Source organism: Pedobacter heparinus (genome assembly GCF_032678725.1).
Classification (GTDB): domain Bacteria; phylum Bacteroidota; class Bacteroidia; order Sphingobacteriales; family Sphingobacteriaceae; genus Pedobacter; species Pedobacter heparinus_A.
This window is the reverse complement of the sequence record NZ_JAVTSC010000015.1, coordinates 130,169-146,718: the sequence shown is the minus strand read 5'-3', so window position 1 is coordinate 146,718 and position 16,550 is coordinate 130,169. Positions and strand designations below refer to the sequence as shown.

General features: G+C 44.8%; 14 protein-coding genes. 5 read left to right on the top strand and 9 right to left on the bottom strand.

What is annotated here, in order from left to right:
* Positions 1–5 precede the first annotated feature (5 nt).
* Positions 6–968: a MoxR family ATPase gene (locus R2Q85_RS20540; protein ID WP_316813673.1), complete on the top strand. Its 963-nt coding sequence runs from the start codon at positions 6–8 to the stop codon at positions 966–968.
* Between the two features lie 2 nt (positions 969–970).
* Here the strand turns inward: R2Q85_RS20540 and R2Q85_RS20535 are convergent, their stop codons facing one another.
* From R2Q85_RS20535 to mutL, 7 genes are all read right to left on the bottom strand, one after another.
* On the bottom strand, positions 971–1,852 hold the full coding sequence (locus tag R2Q85_RS20535; protein ID WP_316813672.1) for a glycerophosphodiester phosphodiesterase family protein: 882 nt from the start codon (positions 1,850–1,852) through the stop codon (positions 971–973).
* Positions 1,853–1,949: 97 nt separating this feature from the next.
* The gene (locus R2Q85_RS20530; RefSeq protein ID WP_316813671.1) at positions 1,950–2,810 is read right to left on the bottom strand and encodes a DUF4440 domain-containing protein; all 861 of its coding nucleotides are present in this window, start codon (positions 2,808–2,810) and stop codon (positions 1,950–1,952) included.
* Between the two features lie 76 nt (positions 2,811–2,886).
* Positions 2,887–4,347, bottom strand: a complete 1,461-nt coding sequence (gene cysS, locus R2Q85_RS20525; protein ID WP_316813670.1) for a cysteine--tRNA ligase — start codon at positions 4,345–4,347, stop codon at positions 2,887–2,889.
* A gap of 18 nt (positions 4,348–4,365) precedes the next feature.
* Positions 4,366–5,475 (bottom strand): endonuclease/exonuclease/phosphatase family protein, encoded by a 1,110-nt coding sequence (locus R2Q85_RS20520; RefSeq protein WP_316813669.1) that lies wholly within the window; start codon positions 5,473–5,475, stop codon positions 4,366–4,368.
* Positions 5,475–6,335: a rhomboid family intramembrane serine protease gene (locus tag R2Q85_RS20515; RefSeq protein ID WP_316813668.1), complete on the bottom strand. Its 861-nt coding sequence runs from the start codon at positions 6,333–6,335 to the stop codon at positions 5,475–5,477. Before R2Q85_RS20515 ends, R2Q85_RS20520 begins: the two co-directional genes overlap by 1 nt.
* Positions 6,328–7,077: a rhomboid family intramembrane serine protease gene (locus R2Q85_RS20510; protein WP_316813667.1), complete on the bottom strand. Its 750-nt coding sequence runs from the start codon at positions 7,075–7,077 to the stop codon at positions 6,328–6,330. Before R2Q85_RS20510 ends, R2Q85_RS20515 begins: the two co-directional genes overlap by 8 nt.
* A gap of 6 nt (positions 7,078–7,083) precedes the next feature.
* The gene (mutL, locus tag R2Q85_RS20505; protein ID WP_316813666.1) at positions 7,084–8,955 is read right to left on the bottom strand and encodes a DNA mismatch repair endonuclease MutL; all 1,872 of its coding nucleotides are present in this window, start codon (positions 8,953–8,955) and stop codon (positions 7,084–7,086) included.
* 143 nt (positions 8,956–9,098) lie between these two features.
* Between mutL and R2Q85_RS20500 the strand changes: the two genes are divergently transcribed.
* Together R2Q85_RS20500 and R2Q85_RS20495 are read left to right on the top strand one after the other, a co-directional pair.
* On the top strand, positions 9,099–10,733 hold the full coding sequence (locus tag R2Q85_RS20500; RefSeq protein ID WP_316813665.1) for an amidohydrolase: 1,635 nt from the start codon (positions 9,099–9,101) through the stop codon (positions 10,731–10,733).
* Entirely contained in the window at positions 10,705–12,531 is a 1,827-nt protein-coding gene (locus R2Q85_RS20495) for a serine hydrolase domain-containing protein (protein WP_316813664.1), read from the top strand. Before R2Q85_RS20500 ends, R2Q85_RS20495 begins: the two co-directional genes overlap by 29 nt.
* Positions 12,532–12,540: 9 nt before the next feature.
* Here R2Q85_RS20495 and R2Q85_RS20490 read toward each other — a convergent pair whose 3' ends face one another.
* Together R2Q85_RS20490 and R2Q85_RS20485 are read right to left on the bottom strand one after the other, a co-directional pair.
* Complete coding sequence (locus R2Q85_RS20490) at positions 12,541–14,376, bottom strand: ABC transporter ATP-binding protein (protein ID WP_316813663.1); 1,836 nt, start codon at positions 14,374–14,376, stop codon at positions 12,541–12,543.
* A gap of 5 nt (positions 14,377–14,381) precedes the next feature.
* Positions 14,382–15,344, bottom strand: a complete 963-nt coding sequence (locus R2Q85_RS20485; protein WP_316813662.1) for an isopenicillin N synthase family dioxygenase — start codon at positions 15,342–15,344, stop codon at positions 14,382–14,384.
* Between the two features lie 246 nt (positions 15,345–15,590).
* Here R2Q85_RS20485 and msrA point away from each other — a divergent pair, with 246 nt between their 5' ends.
* Positions 15,591–16,190 (top strand): peptide-methionine (S)-S-oxide reductase MsrA, encoded by a 600-nt coding sequence (gene msrA, locus R2Q85_RS20480; RefSeq protein ID WP_316813661.1) that lies wholly within the window; start codon positions 15,591–15,593, stop codon positions 16,188–16,190.
* Positions 16,191–16,265: 75 nt separating this feature from the next.
* Positions 16,266–16,526: a 4a-hydroxytetrahydrobiopterin dehydratase gene (locus R2Q85_RS20475; protein ID WP_316813660.1), complete on the top strand. Its 261-nt coding sequence runs from the start codon at positions 16,266–16,268 to the stop codon at positions 16,524–16,526.
* Positions 16,527–16,550 lie beyond the last annotated feature (24 nt).

The window sequence follows — 16,550 nt, the reverse complement described above, 5'->3', positions numbered from 1 at the left end:
CGTTTATGCAGTTTGACAATGACATTAAAGCCGTTGATGCGCTGCATCAGTCGTACAGCAATATCAAAGCTGAAATAGCTAAGGTAGTTATAGGTCAGGACGACATCATCAAATCGGTACTGATCTCCATTTTCAGCAATGGGCATTGTTTGCTGGTTGGGGTTCCGGGCCTGGCTAAAACGTTATTGGTTCAAACTGTAGCAAATGTACTGGACCTGAACTTCAACAGGATCCAGTTTACGCCAGATCTGATGCCAAGTGACATTATCGGTGCGGAAATTCTGGGGGAGGACCGGAACTTTAAATTCATCAACGGACCGGTATTTTCCAACATCGTCCTGGCTGATGAGATCAACAGGACCCCACCTAAAACACAGGCCGCCTTGCTGGAAGCCATGCAGGAAAAAGCAGTTACTGCCGCAGGCTTAAGGCATGTATTGCCCAACCCTTTCTTTGTGCTGGCTACCCAGAACCCGATTGAGCAGGAGGGTACTTACCCCCTTCCGGAAGCGCAGCTGGACAGGTTCATGTTCAATGTACATTTAAGCTATCCCAGTTTTGAGGATGAGCTGACCATTGTCAAAAACACAACCAGTAATAATGAGGTCAGGCTGAACAAAATCATCAATGCCAGCCAGATCCAGTATTTCCAGAAGTTGATCAGGAATATCCCCGTAACTGATAATGTGGTCGAATATGCAGTAAAGCTGGTCAGTAAAACCCGTCCGGGCACCAGTTTATCAACGGAAGAAGTAAACAAGTACATCAACTGGGGTGCGGGCCCGAGAGCTTCGCAGTTCCTGGTTATCGGCGCCAAATGCCATGCGGCCATCTCCGGGAAATATGCCCCCGACATTGCCGATGTACAGGCCGTAGCTGAAGCCATTTTACGCCATAGGATCGTTCGCAACTACCGCGCAGAAGCTGAAGGCCTGTCGGTAGAAAATATCATTCAAAACCTTTATTAAAATTACTGTTCCTGCATGACGCGGGTATACTGGTTGGGATAATCGGTGATGAGCCCATCTACACCCAGGTTAATCAGGTATTTCATATCCTTCGCTGTATTTACTGTCCAGGGAATGATCTTTACGCCTGCAGCATGACAGCGGTCTACAAGCCCCTTTCCTACCAGCACATAATATGGGCTGTAATAGGTAGGTGTAAAGCCCAGGGCCTGGATGCTTTCTTCAAAATCCTGTTTCTCGTCTATCATCAGCGAGGTTTTTATAGAAGGGAAATATTCATGCAGGTATTGAAGGGTACGCATGTCCAGCGACTGGATGATCACTCTTTTAGTCAGTTTCTTCTCCTTTACAATTTCCATGATTTTTTCAATGAAAACTGTGGCATCCGGCTGAAATATGCCATCGCCTTTTCTGATCAGGGCCGTTTCAATATTATATATGGGTTTTTCAAGCCTATTTTGTTTTACATATGATTCTACAGAATCTATGGTCTCGGCTAGCAGCGGCTTATAGACTTTCATTTTCATCTGCCCCGGAAAACGGTTATGTAACTTGCTGCCCACATCAAACTTCCTGATCTCTTCATAATCCATTTCAAACATATTGTACTTCTTCTCGTCTTTAAAGCTAATGGCTTTCCCGTCCGGGCGGGTACTGATCTCGTTGTTAAAATAAGGTTCATGAGAGAGCACCACCTCACCGTCTTTAGAGATCACTACCCCCATATTGAGCACGTTGACATCCAGATCAAGGGCCTTGATCATTCCCGGAATTGTATTTTCCGGCATAATTCCCCTGGCACCCTGGTGCCCTATCAGCATAAATTTCTGCGCATGCACCTGTAAGGTCATCGCCAGTATCGTAATCAGCAGTGTTTTCTTCATTTATGATCTAATAACGGCATAAAATAAGGATTTATTGGATACCCCACAAAAAAGGCCACCTAAAATCAGGCGGCCTTTTATATTGCTTCATTTCAGCTTAGCGTTCTGCAGGCGCAAACGCCTGAACAATAAGGTTCCAGTTGTGATCTGCCTGGCGCTCATAAATGAACACATAATTGAAGCTTTCTCTCAGCTCTGCCTTATAATCCACCGTGGCGATGCCATAGGTACAGGCCAGGTCGCCTCCATCTGCTTTGTCTACTTTGGTTGTCTTAAACGATACCTTGCTGACCATACTGTTGAAGAAAGGAAGGATCTTGTCTTTGCCAATAATCGGCTCGTAACCAGGGAACAACAACCTTGCATTGGGATTTAGGAAACCTGCAAAGGCAGCAATACCGTATGATTTTAAGGAAGCATTTAAGGTTTTCTCTGTAGTTGCAATAATATCTGCGCCCGCAGCTCTTTGTTTATCGTTCAAAAACTTAGGTTTATAAGAATCCTTAGGCTCGATGAACTCCTGGTTTACCTTGTTCAATGGTTTATTGCTGGAAGTTCCCAGGTCTAAGGCCAGTTCCCATTTGCCGTCTTTTGCTTTCCATACCGACAAAAACTGTCCGTAAGCTGGCTTATCGCCTGCTACCGTATAAGGACCGGTGGTAAAACCCCAGTCTCCGCTTCTTGATACCCTGGCATAAGCCGGTGTCCAGCTCACGTCCTTACTTTCGGGTTCTGCGCCATAAAAAGTTTTTGCATTTACCGGGTTTGGCCTGAATACCAAACCATCATCAGCCGCAAAACTGGTATATGCAGTTTTGCTGCCATGCTTTGCAAAGCTTTCGGCAAATTCTTTTTCGGCTTTTACCAACGATTTGGTGCTTCCATCAGATTTCTGTGCATATGCACCCAGGGAAACTGCAGCGGCAATAAGGGTATAAAGAAACTTGTTCATCATCATGTTTTAAATAGTTATGGTACGAATATAGGGTTTGGATGTTTTTCTGATCTAAAAAGTAATTAACAATTGCACAATGTTACACTTTGTTCCAGGTGGTGCCTTCCTTGCTGTCTTTGAGCTGAATGCCCATACTTTGCAGACCAAGGCGGATCTTATCAGAAGTAGCGTAATCTTTATTTTCTTTGGCAGCTTTCCTGATGTCGATCACCATCTCCAGTACATCATTTAATTCTGTATTGGAAGCATCTTCATCTTTCAGGCCAAAAATGTCAAATACAAAGTCGCTCACCAGTTTTTTCAGCTTGCCCAGCTCTGCAGCGGATATTTTTCCTTTTCCATCGTATACCGTATTGATGATGCGCGTAGCTTCAAACAATTCGGCAATCACTACAGGGCTGTTGAAATCATCATTCATGGCCTTGATGCAATTTGCGGCTATCGGTGCGATTTCAAAATCACTTTCTGCAGCAGGCACCAGCTTATCCAGGAGGTTTACCGCATTCATTAAGCGCCTGAAGCCTTTTTCCGAGGCGTCCAGTGCTTCATTAGAAAAATCAAGTGTACTGCGGTAGTGTGCCTGGAGCATGAAAAACTTAACGGTCATCGGACTGAACCCACGATCAAGCAATGGATGGTCTCCGGTAAAAAGCTCAGCAGGCAAAAAACCGTTACCGGCTGATTTAGACATGCGGGCCCCATTAACTGTCAGCATATTGGTATGCATCCAGTATTTTGCTGGTTGTTTGTGGCTGCAGGCTTCCGATTGTGCGATTTCATTGGTATGGTGTGTAGCAGCCAGGTCCATTCCACCACCATGGATGTCAAACTCGTCTCCCAGGTATTTGGCACTCATGGCCGAGCATTCAATATGCCAGCCCGGAAAGCCTACACCCCAGGGAGATGGCCAGCGCATAATGGTTTCGGGTTTGGCTTTTATCCAAAGTGCAAAATCAAGCCGTCCGCGCTTCTCATCCTGCCCACCCAGTTCGCGGGTATTGGCCAGCATATCGTCCAGGTTCCTGTTGGTTAATATGGTATAGTTATAGCTGGCACTGTATTTTTCCACATCGAAATAAACCGTGCCATTGGCTTCATAAGCATAACCATTGTCCATGATTATTTTAATCATTTCTATCTGTTCGATAATATGTCCTGTTGCGGTTGGCTCTATGCTTGGTGGAAGCGTATTGAACATCCGGAGCACATCATGAAAGCCCAGGGTGTACTTTTGGACAATTTCCATAGGCTCCAGCTGCTCTAGTTTGGCCCTTTTTGCAAACTTATCGTCCCCTTCATCGCGGTCGCCTTCCAGGTGCCCGGCATCGGTAATGTTGCGCACATAGCGCACTTTATATCCACTGTATTTTAAATATCTGAATATCAGATCGAAGGAAATAAAGGTGCGGCAGTTGCCCAAATGAACATCGCTGTATACAGTTGGCCCACAAACATACATGCCTACATTAGGCGGTTGGAGCGGTTCAAAAAGTTCTTTTGTTCTTGTAAGGGTATTGTACAGGTGTAGGCCTTTATCCATTGTGCAAAGGTAAATATTTTAGGGGTTTAATCTCAAATCGCTGCGAACAGGAAAATGATCTGACAATTTAGCTTCAATGATGCGGTAGTTCATCACATCAAATTGTTTGGTGCTGGCTATATAATCGATCTGAAAATTCGGGAATTTACCGTTGTAGGTTTTCCCAAACCCTGTCCCTTGTTCTTTAAAAGTATTTTTTAATGATTTTGTCATTTGCTTTACGGCATAGGATGCCGGGGTATCGTTAAAATCACCGGCAATCACAAAAGGCAGTGCACAGCTTTGCATATGTGCTTTCATCACATCTACCTGGTCGCTCCGTTTCCGGAAAGCTCTTCTTAACATCTTAAGGATCCTTTTTGAGGCGTAAAGTTTAGGCTCCATCTTATACTTAACCTGGTCCAGGTACATATAATCCTGTTCCTGGAAGGATATGGACTGCAGGTGTACGTTATAGATACGGATGGTTTTAGTGCCGATTGCCACATCAACAAAAATGCTCCCATTACCCCATCCATATTCAAATTTAATTTCCCCTTTTTGCTTTATGGGGTATTTAGAAAAGATGGCAAGGCCCGTTGCTTCATAATCGTTCTCAGCAGAGGGTACAAAATAATAGTAAGGATTATTTAAGATCTTTTTTAAGCTGTCTGTAATGTCAAAAGTGCCTTTTCTACGGGTAAAGTACTCCTGAAAACAAATGATATCCGGATTTTCATTTTTTATCAGGTTTAACATCTGTTGTTTTACCGACTCTACCTTTTCCTCTCCATAAGGTTTAAAACTATGCACATTATAGGTCATCATGCGGATCAATCCGGCATCTGTTTTAGGCCCCAGGCCTTTATCACCTGTAAAACCAAAAGTTGTGGTCAATGAAGTCCAGCCAAGCAGAATGATCGCCAGTGTAGAAACAGCAAACAGCCATCGTCGTCGCAAGCACCACCATACCATCATGAACACGTTCAGCAACAACACATAGGGATAGGCCAGACCGAAAAAAGCAAGCAGATGCAGACTGCGCGGATCAATACTGCCTGCCAATAAGCCCAGCAGCAGACAAATGGCCAGGCCTATAGCCGACAACCGGACTAAATGATCTATAAATGTTGGTTTTGAACGCTTCATTAATGTTTACTCGCCTTAAATAAAGTCTCTTTTTCTTCTTTATTCAGTTTATCGTAACCAGATTTAGAAATTTTATCTAGTATCCTGTCAATCTCTTCCTGGTTTACCGCATCTGCTTTTTTAGTTCCTTGCTTTGCAAACTCATTTCTAACCACTTTTAATTTCGGTTTACGTTTAAACAGTTTACTCCAATCCGTCCCGCCTTTCAATAGCCGGATATAACTAAAACCCAATACAGCACCACCAAGGTGTGCAAAGCTTCCTCCAGCATCGGTAGTTGCAATACCAATCAGGTCCAGTACGATATAGGCCAATGCTAGACACTTCAATTTTACATCTCCTAAAAACAATAATCTGATGCTGTAATCCGGCACTAAAGTGGCTGAAGACACAATAATTGCCATTACTGATGCAGAAGAGCCGATTACAGTTGCCTGTGATACAGAGCTGGCAAAAACGGGAAAAACATTATAGGCCAGCAAATACAGCAAGGCGCCGGCAAAACCACCCGCCAGGTATACAAAATGAAACTGACGTGGCTTTAGAAAATCAAGAAAAATCCGGCCCATCCAAAACAGCCAAAGCATGTTAAATAAAATGTGCAGCAGGCCGTCATGAAAAAACTGGTAAGTTAAAATGGTATAGAAGCGCGCAGGCAGTTTAGCAATATCAGCAGGAAAGCCTGCATATTCCCTGATCCATCCGCTATAAATGCCACCGCCATTCCCCGAAAGAAAGAAGGGGATATTGATCAGCGCAAATGCAACAAAAATAAGGACATTGATCCCTATATAAAGGAACACCGGATTGCCCGACTGGAATACCTTATACTTTAAATCTTTGATCAGGTTATTATTCATAATAGGTATAAAATCTATCGTTATTTTTATCTCCCCAAAGCTTAACCAAAATAAAGCCAAGTAAGGCCCCACCTAAGTGTGCATAATGAGCTACTGAATCACCTGGTATTCTTGCTACACCTAAAGACAGTTCCATTAATATGTATACCGGGATAAGATATTTTGCCTTAATGGGAACAGGTATAAACATAATGTAAAGTTCGGTATTCGGATACAACATGCCAAATGCTACCAGCAAACCAAAAACCGCTCCAGAAGCACCAACCATGGGAAAACCATAAATACCCAATAATGTTTGTTTTTGGGCATCTGAAATACCATTGATGTTAATATTTCCTTGGATATATTGGTTTTGAACAAGCTCCAAGTCAATTGGATTTCCAAGAAAATGTCCTGTGATCTGATGAACTTCATAGGCCTGCACACCCATCTGAAGCGCTACAGCTCCCAGGCCAGTAATCAGGTAAAAGTTAATAAAGCGTTTAGCGCCCCACCTGGCCTCCAAAATCCCCCCAAACATAAACAAAGCAAACATGTTGAAGAAAATATGCATCAGATCACCATGCATAAACATGTAGGTAACAAGTTGCCATGCTTTAAAAAACTGTGAGTCAATGTAAAAAGCCCCTAAATGATAGGGGAGTTCAATTCCTGCATTTTTCATCACGTACTTTGCCGCAAAAAACAAAACATTGATGATCAGCAAATTTTTGACTACAGGTGGGATATGGATGTTGTTCATTTATCTCTATTTATCAAATTTCTTATCAAGTTCTGCCAGTCCAATGGTTTGGATAACCGGCTTGCCGCTGATGCTAAAGTTAGGGCTTTTGCAGGCAAAAAGTTGCTCTATCAGCGTATTCATCTCTTCTTGTCCCAATACCGTACCGTTTTTTATGGCACTGTTCCGGGCCATGCTCCGGGCAAGAGCATCTCTTTTATCCAGTTTCAATTCCTGCTGTGAGTTTTTAAACCCTTCTATCAGGTGTTCAAACAATTGCGTTTCGTTAATATTGCTTCCGCCCAGATCAACAGGGATCCCTTCAATCACTAAGGTATTTTTGCCAAACTCCCTTACTTCAAAACCTAAGCTTTGAATGTCTTCCAGTAAACTTTTTGCCAGTTCATAATCGTTAGGGCTTAAGGTAACGGTTTGCGGAAACAAACTTTGCTGCGAAGCGCCTTTCCGGTCTTCCAGGTGAAGGGTAAAGCGCTCATAAAGTATCCTTTCGTGCGCAGCCTGCTGGTCGATCAGCATCAGGCCGGATTTGATCTGTGAAATGATATAGCGGTTGTGCAGCTGCATCAGCTGCTTTTGCACAGGACTAAACTGGTGCTCGGGCTGATCTGCCACCAGGTTCATCGCTGCCTGTTCGGCAGGTTTATGGTTGGCGATTTCGTACAAAGAACCCCAGTTCTTTGTACTGGGCGACATATTACCAGATCCGCCAGCATAACTTTTAGGAAAACTTGCATAAGCTGCCTCCCTGGAGCTGGCAGGCTTATCTTCAGCAAATGGATTAAAATCAGGGTTAAAACTGATACTTGGCGGCACAATTTCTTCAGGTGCTTTATGCGTGATCATATTGCTGAAGCCTGTTTCCTGGTCAAAATCTATCGTCGGACTGATGTTAAACCGACCTAAAGACCTTTTTACGGCCGAATGCAGGATGGCATAAATAGATTTTTCATCTAAATATTTGATCTCTGTTTTTGTGGGATGCACATTCACGTCAATATTTGCCGGGTCTATATCAATAAACAACACATACAGCGGGAAATGATCATCTGCCAGTAGCTCTTCATAGGCCTTGTTAATGGCATGGTTTAAATACGCATCCTTGATGAAACGGTTGTTTACAAAAAAGAACTGCTCTCCTCTTGTTTTTTTTGCAAACTCCGGCTTCCCGATATAACCTTTCAGATTGATGATGCTGGTTTCCTCCTCAACCGGGATCAGACGCTCGTTGTAATTGTTGCCAAACAGGTGTACGATGCGCTGTTTTAAAATGGCAGATGACAAACGATAGATTTCTACCCCATCATGATGCAGGCTAAAAGCAACGGCGGGGTGCGCAAGCGCTACCCGCTGAAATTCGTCAATAATATGTCGCATCTCGGCAGGGTTGCTTTTCAGGAAATTGCGCCTTGCCGGGGTGTTGTAAAAAAGGTTTTTAATGCTGATGCTGGTACCTTCTGCCGTGGCAACCGGTTCTTGTTGGAGAAACACAGAGCCTTCTATTGCGATCAATGTGCCCAGCTCCTCATCGTGTTTGCGGGTTTTTAACTCTACCTGCGCAATGGCCGCAATAGAAGCCATGGCCTCGCCCCTGAACCCCATGGTCCGGATGGCAAACAAATCTTCAGCCTTACGCACTTTAGAGGTTGCATGGCGCTCAAAACACATCCTGGCATCAGCTACACTCATTCCGCTACCATTGTCAATTACCTGTATCAATGCTTTTCCGGCATCTTTAACAATGAGCTGGATTTTATTTGCCCCCGCATCTATAGCATTCTCTAATAGTTCTTTTACTGCCGATGCAGGCCGTTGTACCACTTCGCCTGCTGCGATCTGGTTGGCTACACTATCGGGTAAAAGCTGTATAATATCTGACATTTATCTATCTTCGGTAAAGCTGCTAATTTAGGCAAAATAAGCCTCATCCTTCATTTCATCGCACAATATTTTGTCGGCGTACAGTTAAAAAATTACCCTGCGGTTATTTGCAGTCCTTTGCAAGCTTTTGCTATCTTAGCCTTATGAAAGGTTTTCTTACAGTTTTATCCGCGACAGCACTGTTCTTCAGTTCATGCAGCAAACAAAAGGCCGATCTCATTTTATACAACGGACAGGTTTACACGGTTAACGAAGCTTTCGATACGGTGCAGGCATTTGCCGTCAAAGACGGTAAAATAATTGCTGCCGGCAATACAGAAGAAATCAGAAGGTCTTATACAGCACCTGATGAAATTGACGCTTTGGGAAAAGCGGTTTACCCGGGCTTTATTGATGCCCATGCACACTTTTTTGGCTACGGACAGGGATTGCAGACCGCCGACCTCCGGGAGGCCAAAAGCTGGGAAGAAGTGTGCAAAAGACTCAGTGAATTTGCCAGGACACATCCCGATGGCTGGCTGACCGGGAATGGCTGGGACCAGAACGACTGGCCGGGCAAACAGTTTCCTGATAAAACAAAGCTAGACCTGCTGTTTCCAAACAGACCTGTACTGCTTACCCGCATAGATGGCCATGCTGCAATTGCCAACCAGAAAGCATTGGATGAAGCAGGGATCACCAAAAGTTACCCGCTTACCGGTGGAGAAATTGTAAGCAGGAAGGGCCAGCTTACCGGTTTACTGATAGATAATGCAACTTCCCTGGTGGAAAATAAGATACCTGCACCTGCTGTCCCACAAATGGAAAAGATTCTGATGGATGCACAGCAAAACTGCTTTGCAGCAGGACTGACTACCATTGATGATTGCGGAACGGGTTACGAACTGGTAAACCTGATGGAGAAAATGCAGGCAGAAGACAAACTCAAAATGCGGATGTATGTCATGCTGTCTGACCATAAGCCCAATTATGATTACCTGTTTAAACGGGGGGCCATCAAAACCCCGCGCTTAAATGTCAGGGCATTCAAAGTAATGGGCGACGGTGCTTTGGGCTCAAGAGGCGCCTGTCTGCTCCATCCTTACCAGGACATGCCTGGCAAAAGCGGATTCCTGCTCCAAAATCCCAAACACTTTGAAGAAGTGGCAACAAAACTGGTAGAAAAGAATTTCCAGATGTGCACCCACGCAATAGGCGATTCAGCCAACCGTACCATTCTTAAAATCTACAACAAGGTGCTGGGCGGCAAAAACGACAAACGCTGGCGCATAGAACATGCCCAGGTAGTTGCCCCCGAAGATTTCGATCTTTTCGGCAAGGCGAATATCATTCCCTCCGTACAGCCTACTCATGCTACATCTGATATGTACTGGGCCGGAGACCGTCTGGGCCCGCAGCGTGTGAAAGGGGCTTATGCTTTTAAACAATTGCTGAAACAAAACGGCTGGATCCCTTTGGGTACAGATTTCCCTGTAGAACAGATTAACCCCATGCTCACTTTTTATGCTGCTACGCTTCGTCAGGATGCCAGGGGCTATCCGGAAGGAGGCTTTCAGAAAGAAAACGGGCTGAGCAAAGAGGAGGCCCTGCGGGGCATGACCATATGGGCTGCCAAAGCCAATTTTGAAGAACAGGAAAAAGGCAGTATCGAAGTCGGAAAATTCGCGGATTTCGTGATCCTTGATCATGACCTGCTTAAGGCCAGCCCCAAACAAATCCTAAACACACAAGTGCTAAAAACCTATATCAATGGAGAAAAAGTATATGAAAAAAAATAACATCGCTGGCCTGATGACGATCAGTTTTATGGCCCTGCTTACCTTTAGTGCCTGCGCGCAAGACCACCGGCAAAACGAGCAGCAGCTTGCTACTTTAAACAAGATCAGCAACAATACCATCCTGTTAAACAACCATGACAACATCATTCCGCTATTAGACCTGGAAAAGAAAAACATCGCATCCGTTAACCTCGGCTTTGGCAGCCAGCAGGTATTTGACAGCCTGCTCAATAAATATGCTAGGGTTGCCTCTTATTCATCGGCAGATTATCAAGCCCAAACCACTTTAAACAGTCTTGAAGATGATTTAAAATACTTTAATACAGTTGTTGTTACCATTCCTTCCACGGCAACCGGTGATCCCAGAAATCTGGGGTTTATCAGGAGCCTGACTAAAAACAAGCAGGTAATTGTATGCTTACTCGGAGAGGGGCGCAGCTTAGCTGCTTTTGATGACTTGAAAGCACCACTGATCTGGACCGATCAAAACACACCCCTGGCAGCAATGGTATTGCCACAGGTGATCTTTGGTGGAATTGGTGTCAGTAAAAAACTGGTGGCCAGTTATTCTCCCAAATATATCGGGGGATCCGGCTTCAATACCGTGGCCACCCGCCTCAAATATACGGTGCCTGAAGACGCAGGCGTGAATGCAAACAACCTGAGAGAGATAGATAAGATTGCTGCGGAGGCCATAAGAGAACGTGCTGCCCCCGGCATGGTGGTACTCGTAGCTAAGGATGGCAAGGTGATCTTTAATAAAGCTTACGGGCACCATACCTATGATAAGCAACAGCCTAACCGTCTGACGGACATTTTTGATCTTGCTTCCATGACCAAAATAACCGCGACTACCATGGAGTGCATGAAACTTAGTGATGAAGGAAAATTAAGTATGGATTCTACATTTGGCAGCTATGTGGCACTTGCACGGCCAACAGATAAAAACAGCCTTACGGTACGTGAACTACTGCTTCATCAGGCAGGGCTGATCCCTGATATTCAAACTTTTGGCAAAGTGAAACCTTCAGATCACAGTAGTGATTCTTCAGCTTTTTTTCCTACCAAGGTCAATGAAAATTATTACCTCAGAAAAAATTATTTCAAAGAGGTGATGCAGCCTGATATGCTGAATTCTCCTTTAAGGACCAGAGGAAAATATGTATACAGTGACGTTGGCATGTGCCTGCTGCAGCAGATTGTAGAAACGATCACTTCGAAACCTGAAAACCTGTATGTTGATGAACATTTCTACAAACCTTTGGGGATGCAGACAACAGGCTTTTTACCGCTTAAGCGTTTTAGCCCGGACCAGATCATCCCAACAGAAAATGACAAAGACCGCAATGCGCTGCTTGACGGCTATGTACATGACCCTACTGCGGCCCTGATGGGTGGCGTAGCAGGACATGCCGGTTTATTTGGCAATGCAAATGACATCGCCATTATCTATCAGATGATGCTGAATAAAGGCAGTTACGGGGGTAAAGAATACATAAAACGTCCAACAGTGGAGTTGTTTACCTCCAAACAATCTACCATCAGCCGCCGTGGGCTTGGCTTCGATCGCTGGGATCCGGACCTGACCAAAAAATATCCTTCAGAACTGGCTTCGCCGCAAACATATGGCCATACCGGTTATACCGGGACCTGTGTATGGGTGGATCCTGTACGGGGCCTGATTTACATATTCCTTTCTAACCGGGTAAACCCTACCGTAAGCGAAAAGTTAGGTACACTCAAAATCAGGGGAAGGATTCAGGACGCCATCAACAAAGCCATTGATACCGGAATTTAAGCCCGCTGTTTACCTGTAACCTTTGGCCTGTAGTTCAAATAGTTCTGCATAGCGCCCTTTTTTAAGGATCAGCTCTTCATGACTTCCGATCTCGATCAGCTGCCCTTTATCCAGCACCAGGATCCGGTTGGCCATTCTTACTGTAGAAAAACGATGGGAGATCAGCACAGCTGATTTCCCTTTTGTCAGTTCTGCAAAACGCTGGAAAACTTCATATTCTGCCCTGGCGTCAAGCGCGGCGGTAGGTTCGTCCAGGATCAGCAATTGCGCGTCCTTCATATAGGCCCTCGCCAGGGCTACTTTTTGCCATTCGCCGCCGGATAAATCTACCCCATTTGCAAAACGTTTGCCTAACATCTGGTCATAGCCGGCAGGCAGTTTTTCTATTAAGGTATCCGCAAGGCTTTGTTTTGCTGCTGATTCGATCAGGGCCTTGTTGTTCTGTTCGCTGATGTTACCTGCCGCAATATTTTGCGCCAAGGTCATCTGGTAACGCAGGTAGTCCTGAAAAATGATGCCCACATTTAAACGCAGCTCATCCAGGTCATATTCCTTTAAATCCACACCATCCAGTAGTATACGACCTTCTGTCGGGTCATAAAGCCGGGCCAGTAATTTCACCAATGTGGTTTTGCCAGAGCCGTTTTCTCCTACCAGGGCCAGCTTTTCACCGGGCTTCAGGCTAAAACTCAAATGTCGGTTTGCCCAGCGGGAAGAATGTGCGTACTGAAAGCCCACGTCTTCAAAAACAATGCCCTGCCTGATCGGATTTGGGAAAGGCTTTGCATCCTGCATCTTCCTGATCTTTGGTTCAATTTCAAAAAATTCAAAGAAATCGCTCAGGTAAATGGCACCCTGGGAAACTGCAGTAAACCGCAGCAGCACACCTTCCATTAATCCCCGCATCTGCCGGAAAGAGCCGGCTAAAAACGTGAGCTCTCCAATGGTAACTGTACCGGTAATGGTTTTATAGATGATGTAAATGTAGGCCAGGTAATATCCTGTACTGCCCAGGAAGGAAAAAAACGTTCCCCATAGGGCCCGGCGCTGTGAAAGTTGCCTGTTTTCTGCATAAAACTTTTCTGAAAGCGTTTTAAAGCGGTTGATGATAAAACCAGAAAGATTAAATACTTTGATCTCTTTTGCCGTATCGTCGCTTGCCCCCAGGTAACGCACATAATCCAGTTCCCTGCGTTCTGGCGTCCGCCGGCGTGAAAGGGCATAACTCCTGTCGTTGAAATAGGATTCGCCAATAAATGCAGGTAAGATGGTAACCAGGAGCAACAGGATCAGCCAGGGATTAAATGCGACCAATCCGACCGCCAGAAAACCCATGGTAATCAGGTCCTGCATCTGGCTCATCACCTGGGACAACAAAACCGTACGGCCTACAGTTTGCTGCCTGGCGCGTTCCATCTTATCGTAAAAAACAGCATCTTCAAACTGGTCCAGATCTAATGTTGCAGCATGCTTCATGATCCTTACCGAGGTATAATTGGCAAACTGGTCGCCAAGCAGGCCATCCATCAGGTTAATAGAACGGTTTAAGATATCGGTTGCAATGGCCAGGACAAACTCCAGTGCGACCAGTTTCCAGAGGAATTCCTGTGAGGTACCTGCCCTGCCGGTGCCCAGTAAGACGACTTCGTCAATAATGTGCTTACCTACCCATAAAATGGCCAGGGGCATCATTGATCTGATAATCCGCAGCAAAAAATTGCCAACAGTCATCCATTTACTGGTTTGCCAGACCAGTTTAAAAAATCCGGGCAGGTTGCCCAGTGCGGCTACCCGGGCTTTAAAAGTCAGAGACTCCGCATCTATTTCATTCAGCTGCTTTGCCAAGCGCCTTATTTTTTGAGACCGATCTCCCGCAGCCGCTCATCCAGATACTCACCGGCGGTCATATCCTCGTAAACCTTAGGATGTGCCTGATCAATACAGGAAGGTAAACTGGTCAGATCCATATCACTTCTGGGATGTAAGAAGAAGGGTACGGAAAAACGTGAGGTCTTCATCAGTTCGCGCGGCGGGTTTACCACCCGGTGTGTGGTCGATTTCAATTTGTTATTGGTCAGGCGCTGCAGCATATCCCCTACGTTTACCACGATATCGGTATGCTGCGCCTTAATGGGCAGCCATTCGTTACTTCGGGTCAGCACTTCCAGTCCGTCGGCACTCGCACCGATCAGTAAGGTGATCAGGTTGATGTCTTCATGTGCACCGGCACGCACCGCATCATCAGGTAATGCGTCCGGATTTTCAATGGGAAAATAATGGATCCCCCTTAAAATGGAATTGCCATTGTGTACGTGCTGGTCAAAATAATCGACCCGAAGGTTCAGATAGGTTGCAATGGCCCGCAACAAATGTTTGCCATTGGCTTCCAGCCGCTGATAGATCTCCCTGGTCACCTCATTGAACTCCGGAATTTCTTCCAGGTATTCATTATCCGGATACTGTGCTTTAATGGGATCTTTGTCCATAACTTCCTGGCCTATCTGCCAGAATTCTTTCAGGTCGGCAGTTTTTGCACCCTTTGCAGTCTCTTTACCCGGACTGGTGTAGCCACGCTGTCCGGCCAGATCTGCCTTTTCGTATTTCTTTTTTTGTTCGGGCGATAATCCGAAAGCATCCCTTATGTTTTTATACAATTTGTCGATGAGTTCCTGGCTTACGCCGTGATTGGTAATGGTTACGAAACCAGAATCATTAAAGGCTCTCCCCAGTTCATCAGAGAATTTTTTACGCTGTGTATCATCTCCGTCAATGTAGGAGCCCAGATCTAAACAAGGAATATAAGGTGTTGACATCGTGTTTCTTTTTTATAGGTAACAATATTTAAATTTAAGAAAACTATTGTTAATAAATAGCAGCGCCAAAAACGTATCTTGCATAAGCAACTGCAATTAAACAGGTTAAGTTACCAACAAAGCAAGTTTATCAGCTAAAATATCAGCTGATTGTAATTTAACCATGCATCAGCAGCGCCTAAAAACTGAATGCCTGTTTGTTCCGTAAATTGCAGGAGATTTGATTGTTTTTAAAAATTTACGATTATGAAGTACCTGTCAATTATGATTATAGTTCTCTTTTCCTTCAATGATGCCGGTGCCCAGGCAAAAAAACTACAGAAAGCAACATTTGGCATGGGCTGTTTCTGGTGTACTGAGGCATTATTTCAACGGCTGAACGGTGTGGTTAGTGTGCGTTCCGGATATGAAGGCGGGCAGGTGGCCAATCCTACTTATGAGGATGTGTGCAGCGGAACAACCGGCCATGCCGAGGTGATCGAGGTTACCTACGACCCGCTTAAGATCAAGTACGATGAGTTGCTGGAAGTTTTCTGGAAAAGCCATGACCCGACTACTTTAAACCGCCAGGGCGCCGATGTAGGTACACAATACCGCTCGGTCGTATTTTATCACAATGACGAACAGAAACAGATAGCCGAAAAGTATAAAAAGGAATTAAACGACACCAAAGCCTTCGATAAACCTGTGGTTACGGCTATAACTAAGGCAGCTCCGTTTTATGTGGCCGAAAATTACCATCAGGATTATTTCAACAAAAACAGCAGCAAACCGTATTGCCGCCTGGTGATCCTTCCAAAAATGGAAAAGCTGGAAAAGATTTTTAAAGCAAAACTGAAGCATTAAACTAAGCAAACCTTATGCTAAGGATTTTGTTTTATGTTACGGGTTGCGATCCTGCAAGCCCTTTTTGATTGAGCCATGGAAAAGATTTTGCAAAAACAATGGGAAGAAAGAGAGAAAAAACTGTATAAGGCAGTGATATTTAAAGATTTTCAGGAAGCTTTTCTGTTTATGATCCGCGTAGCTTTTCTGGCCGAAAAAAACAACCATCACCCTAAATGGACCAATGAATGGAATAAAGTGGAACTTTGGCTTTCTACGCATGATGCGGGTGATGTGGTTACAGAAAAAGACCGGAACCTGGCCAAAGAAATAGACAAGCTGCTGGAACAGGTATAGCAATTGATAAAAAAAGCCCTAAGG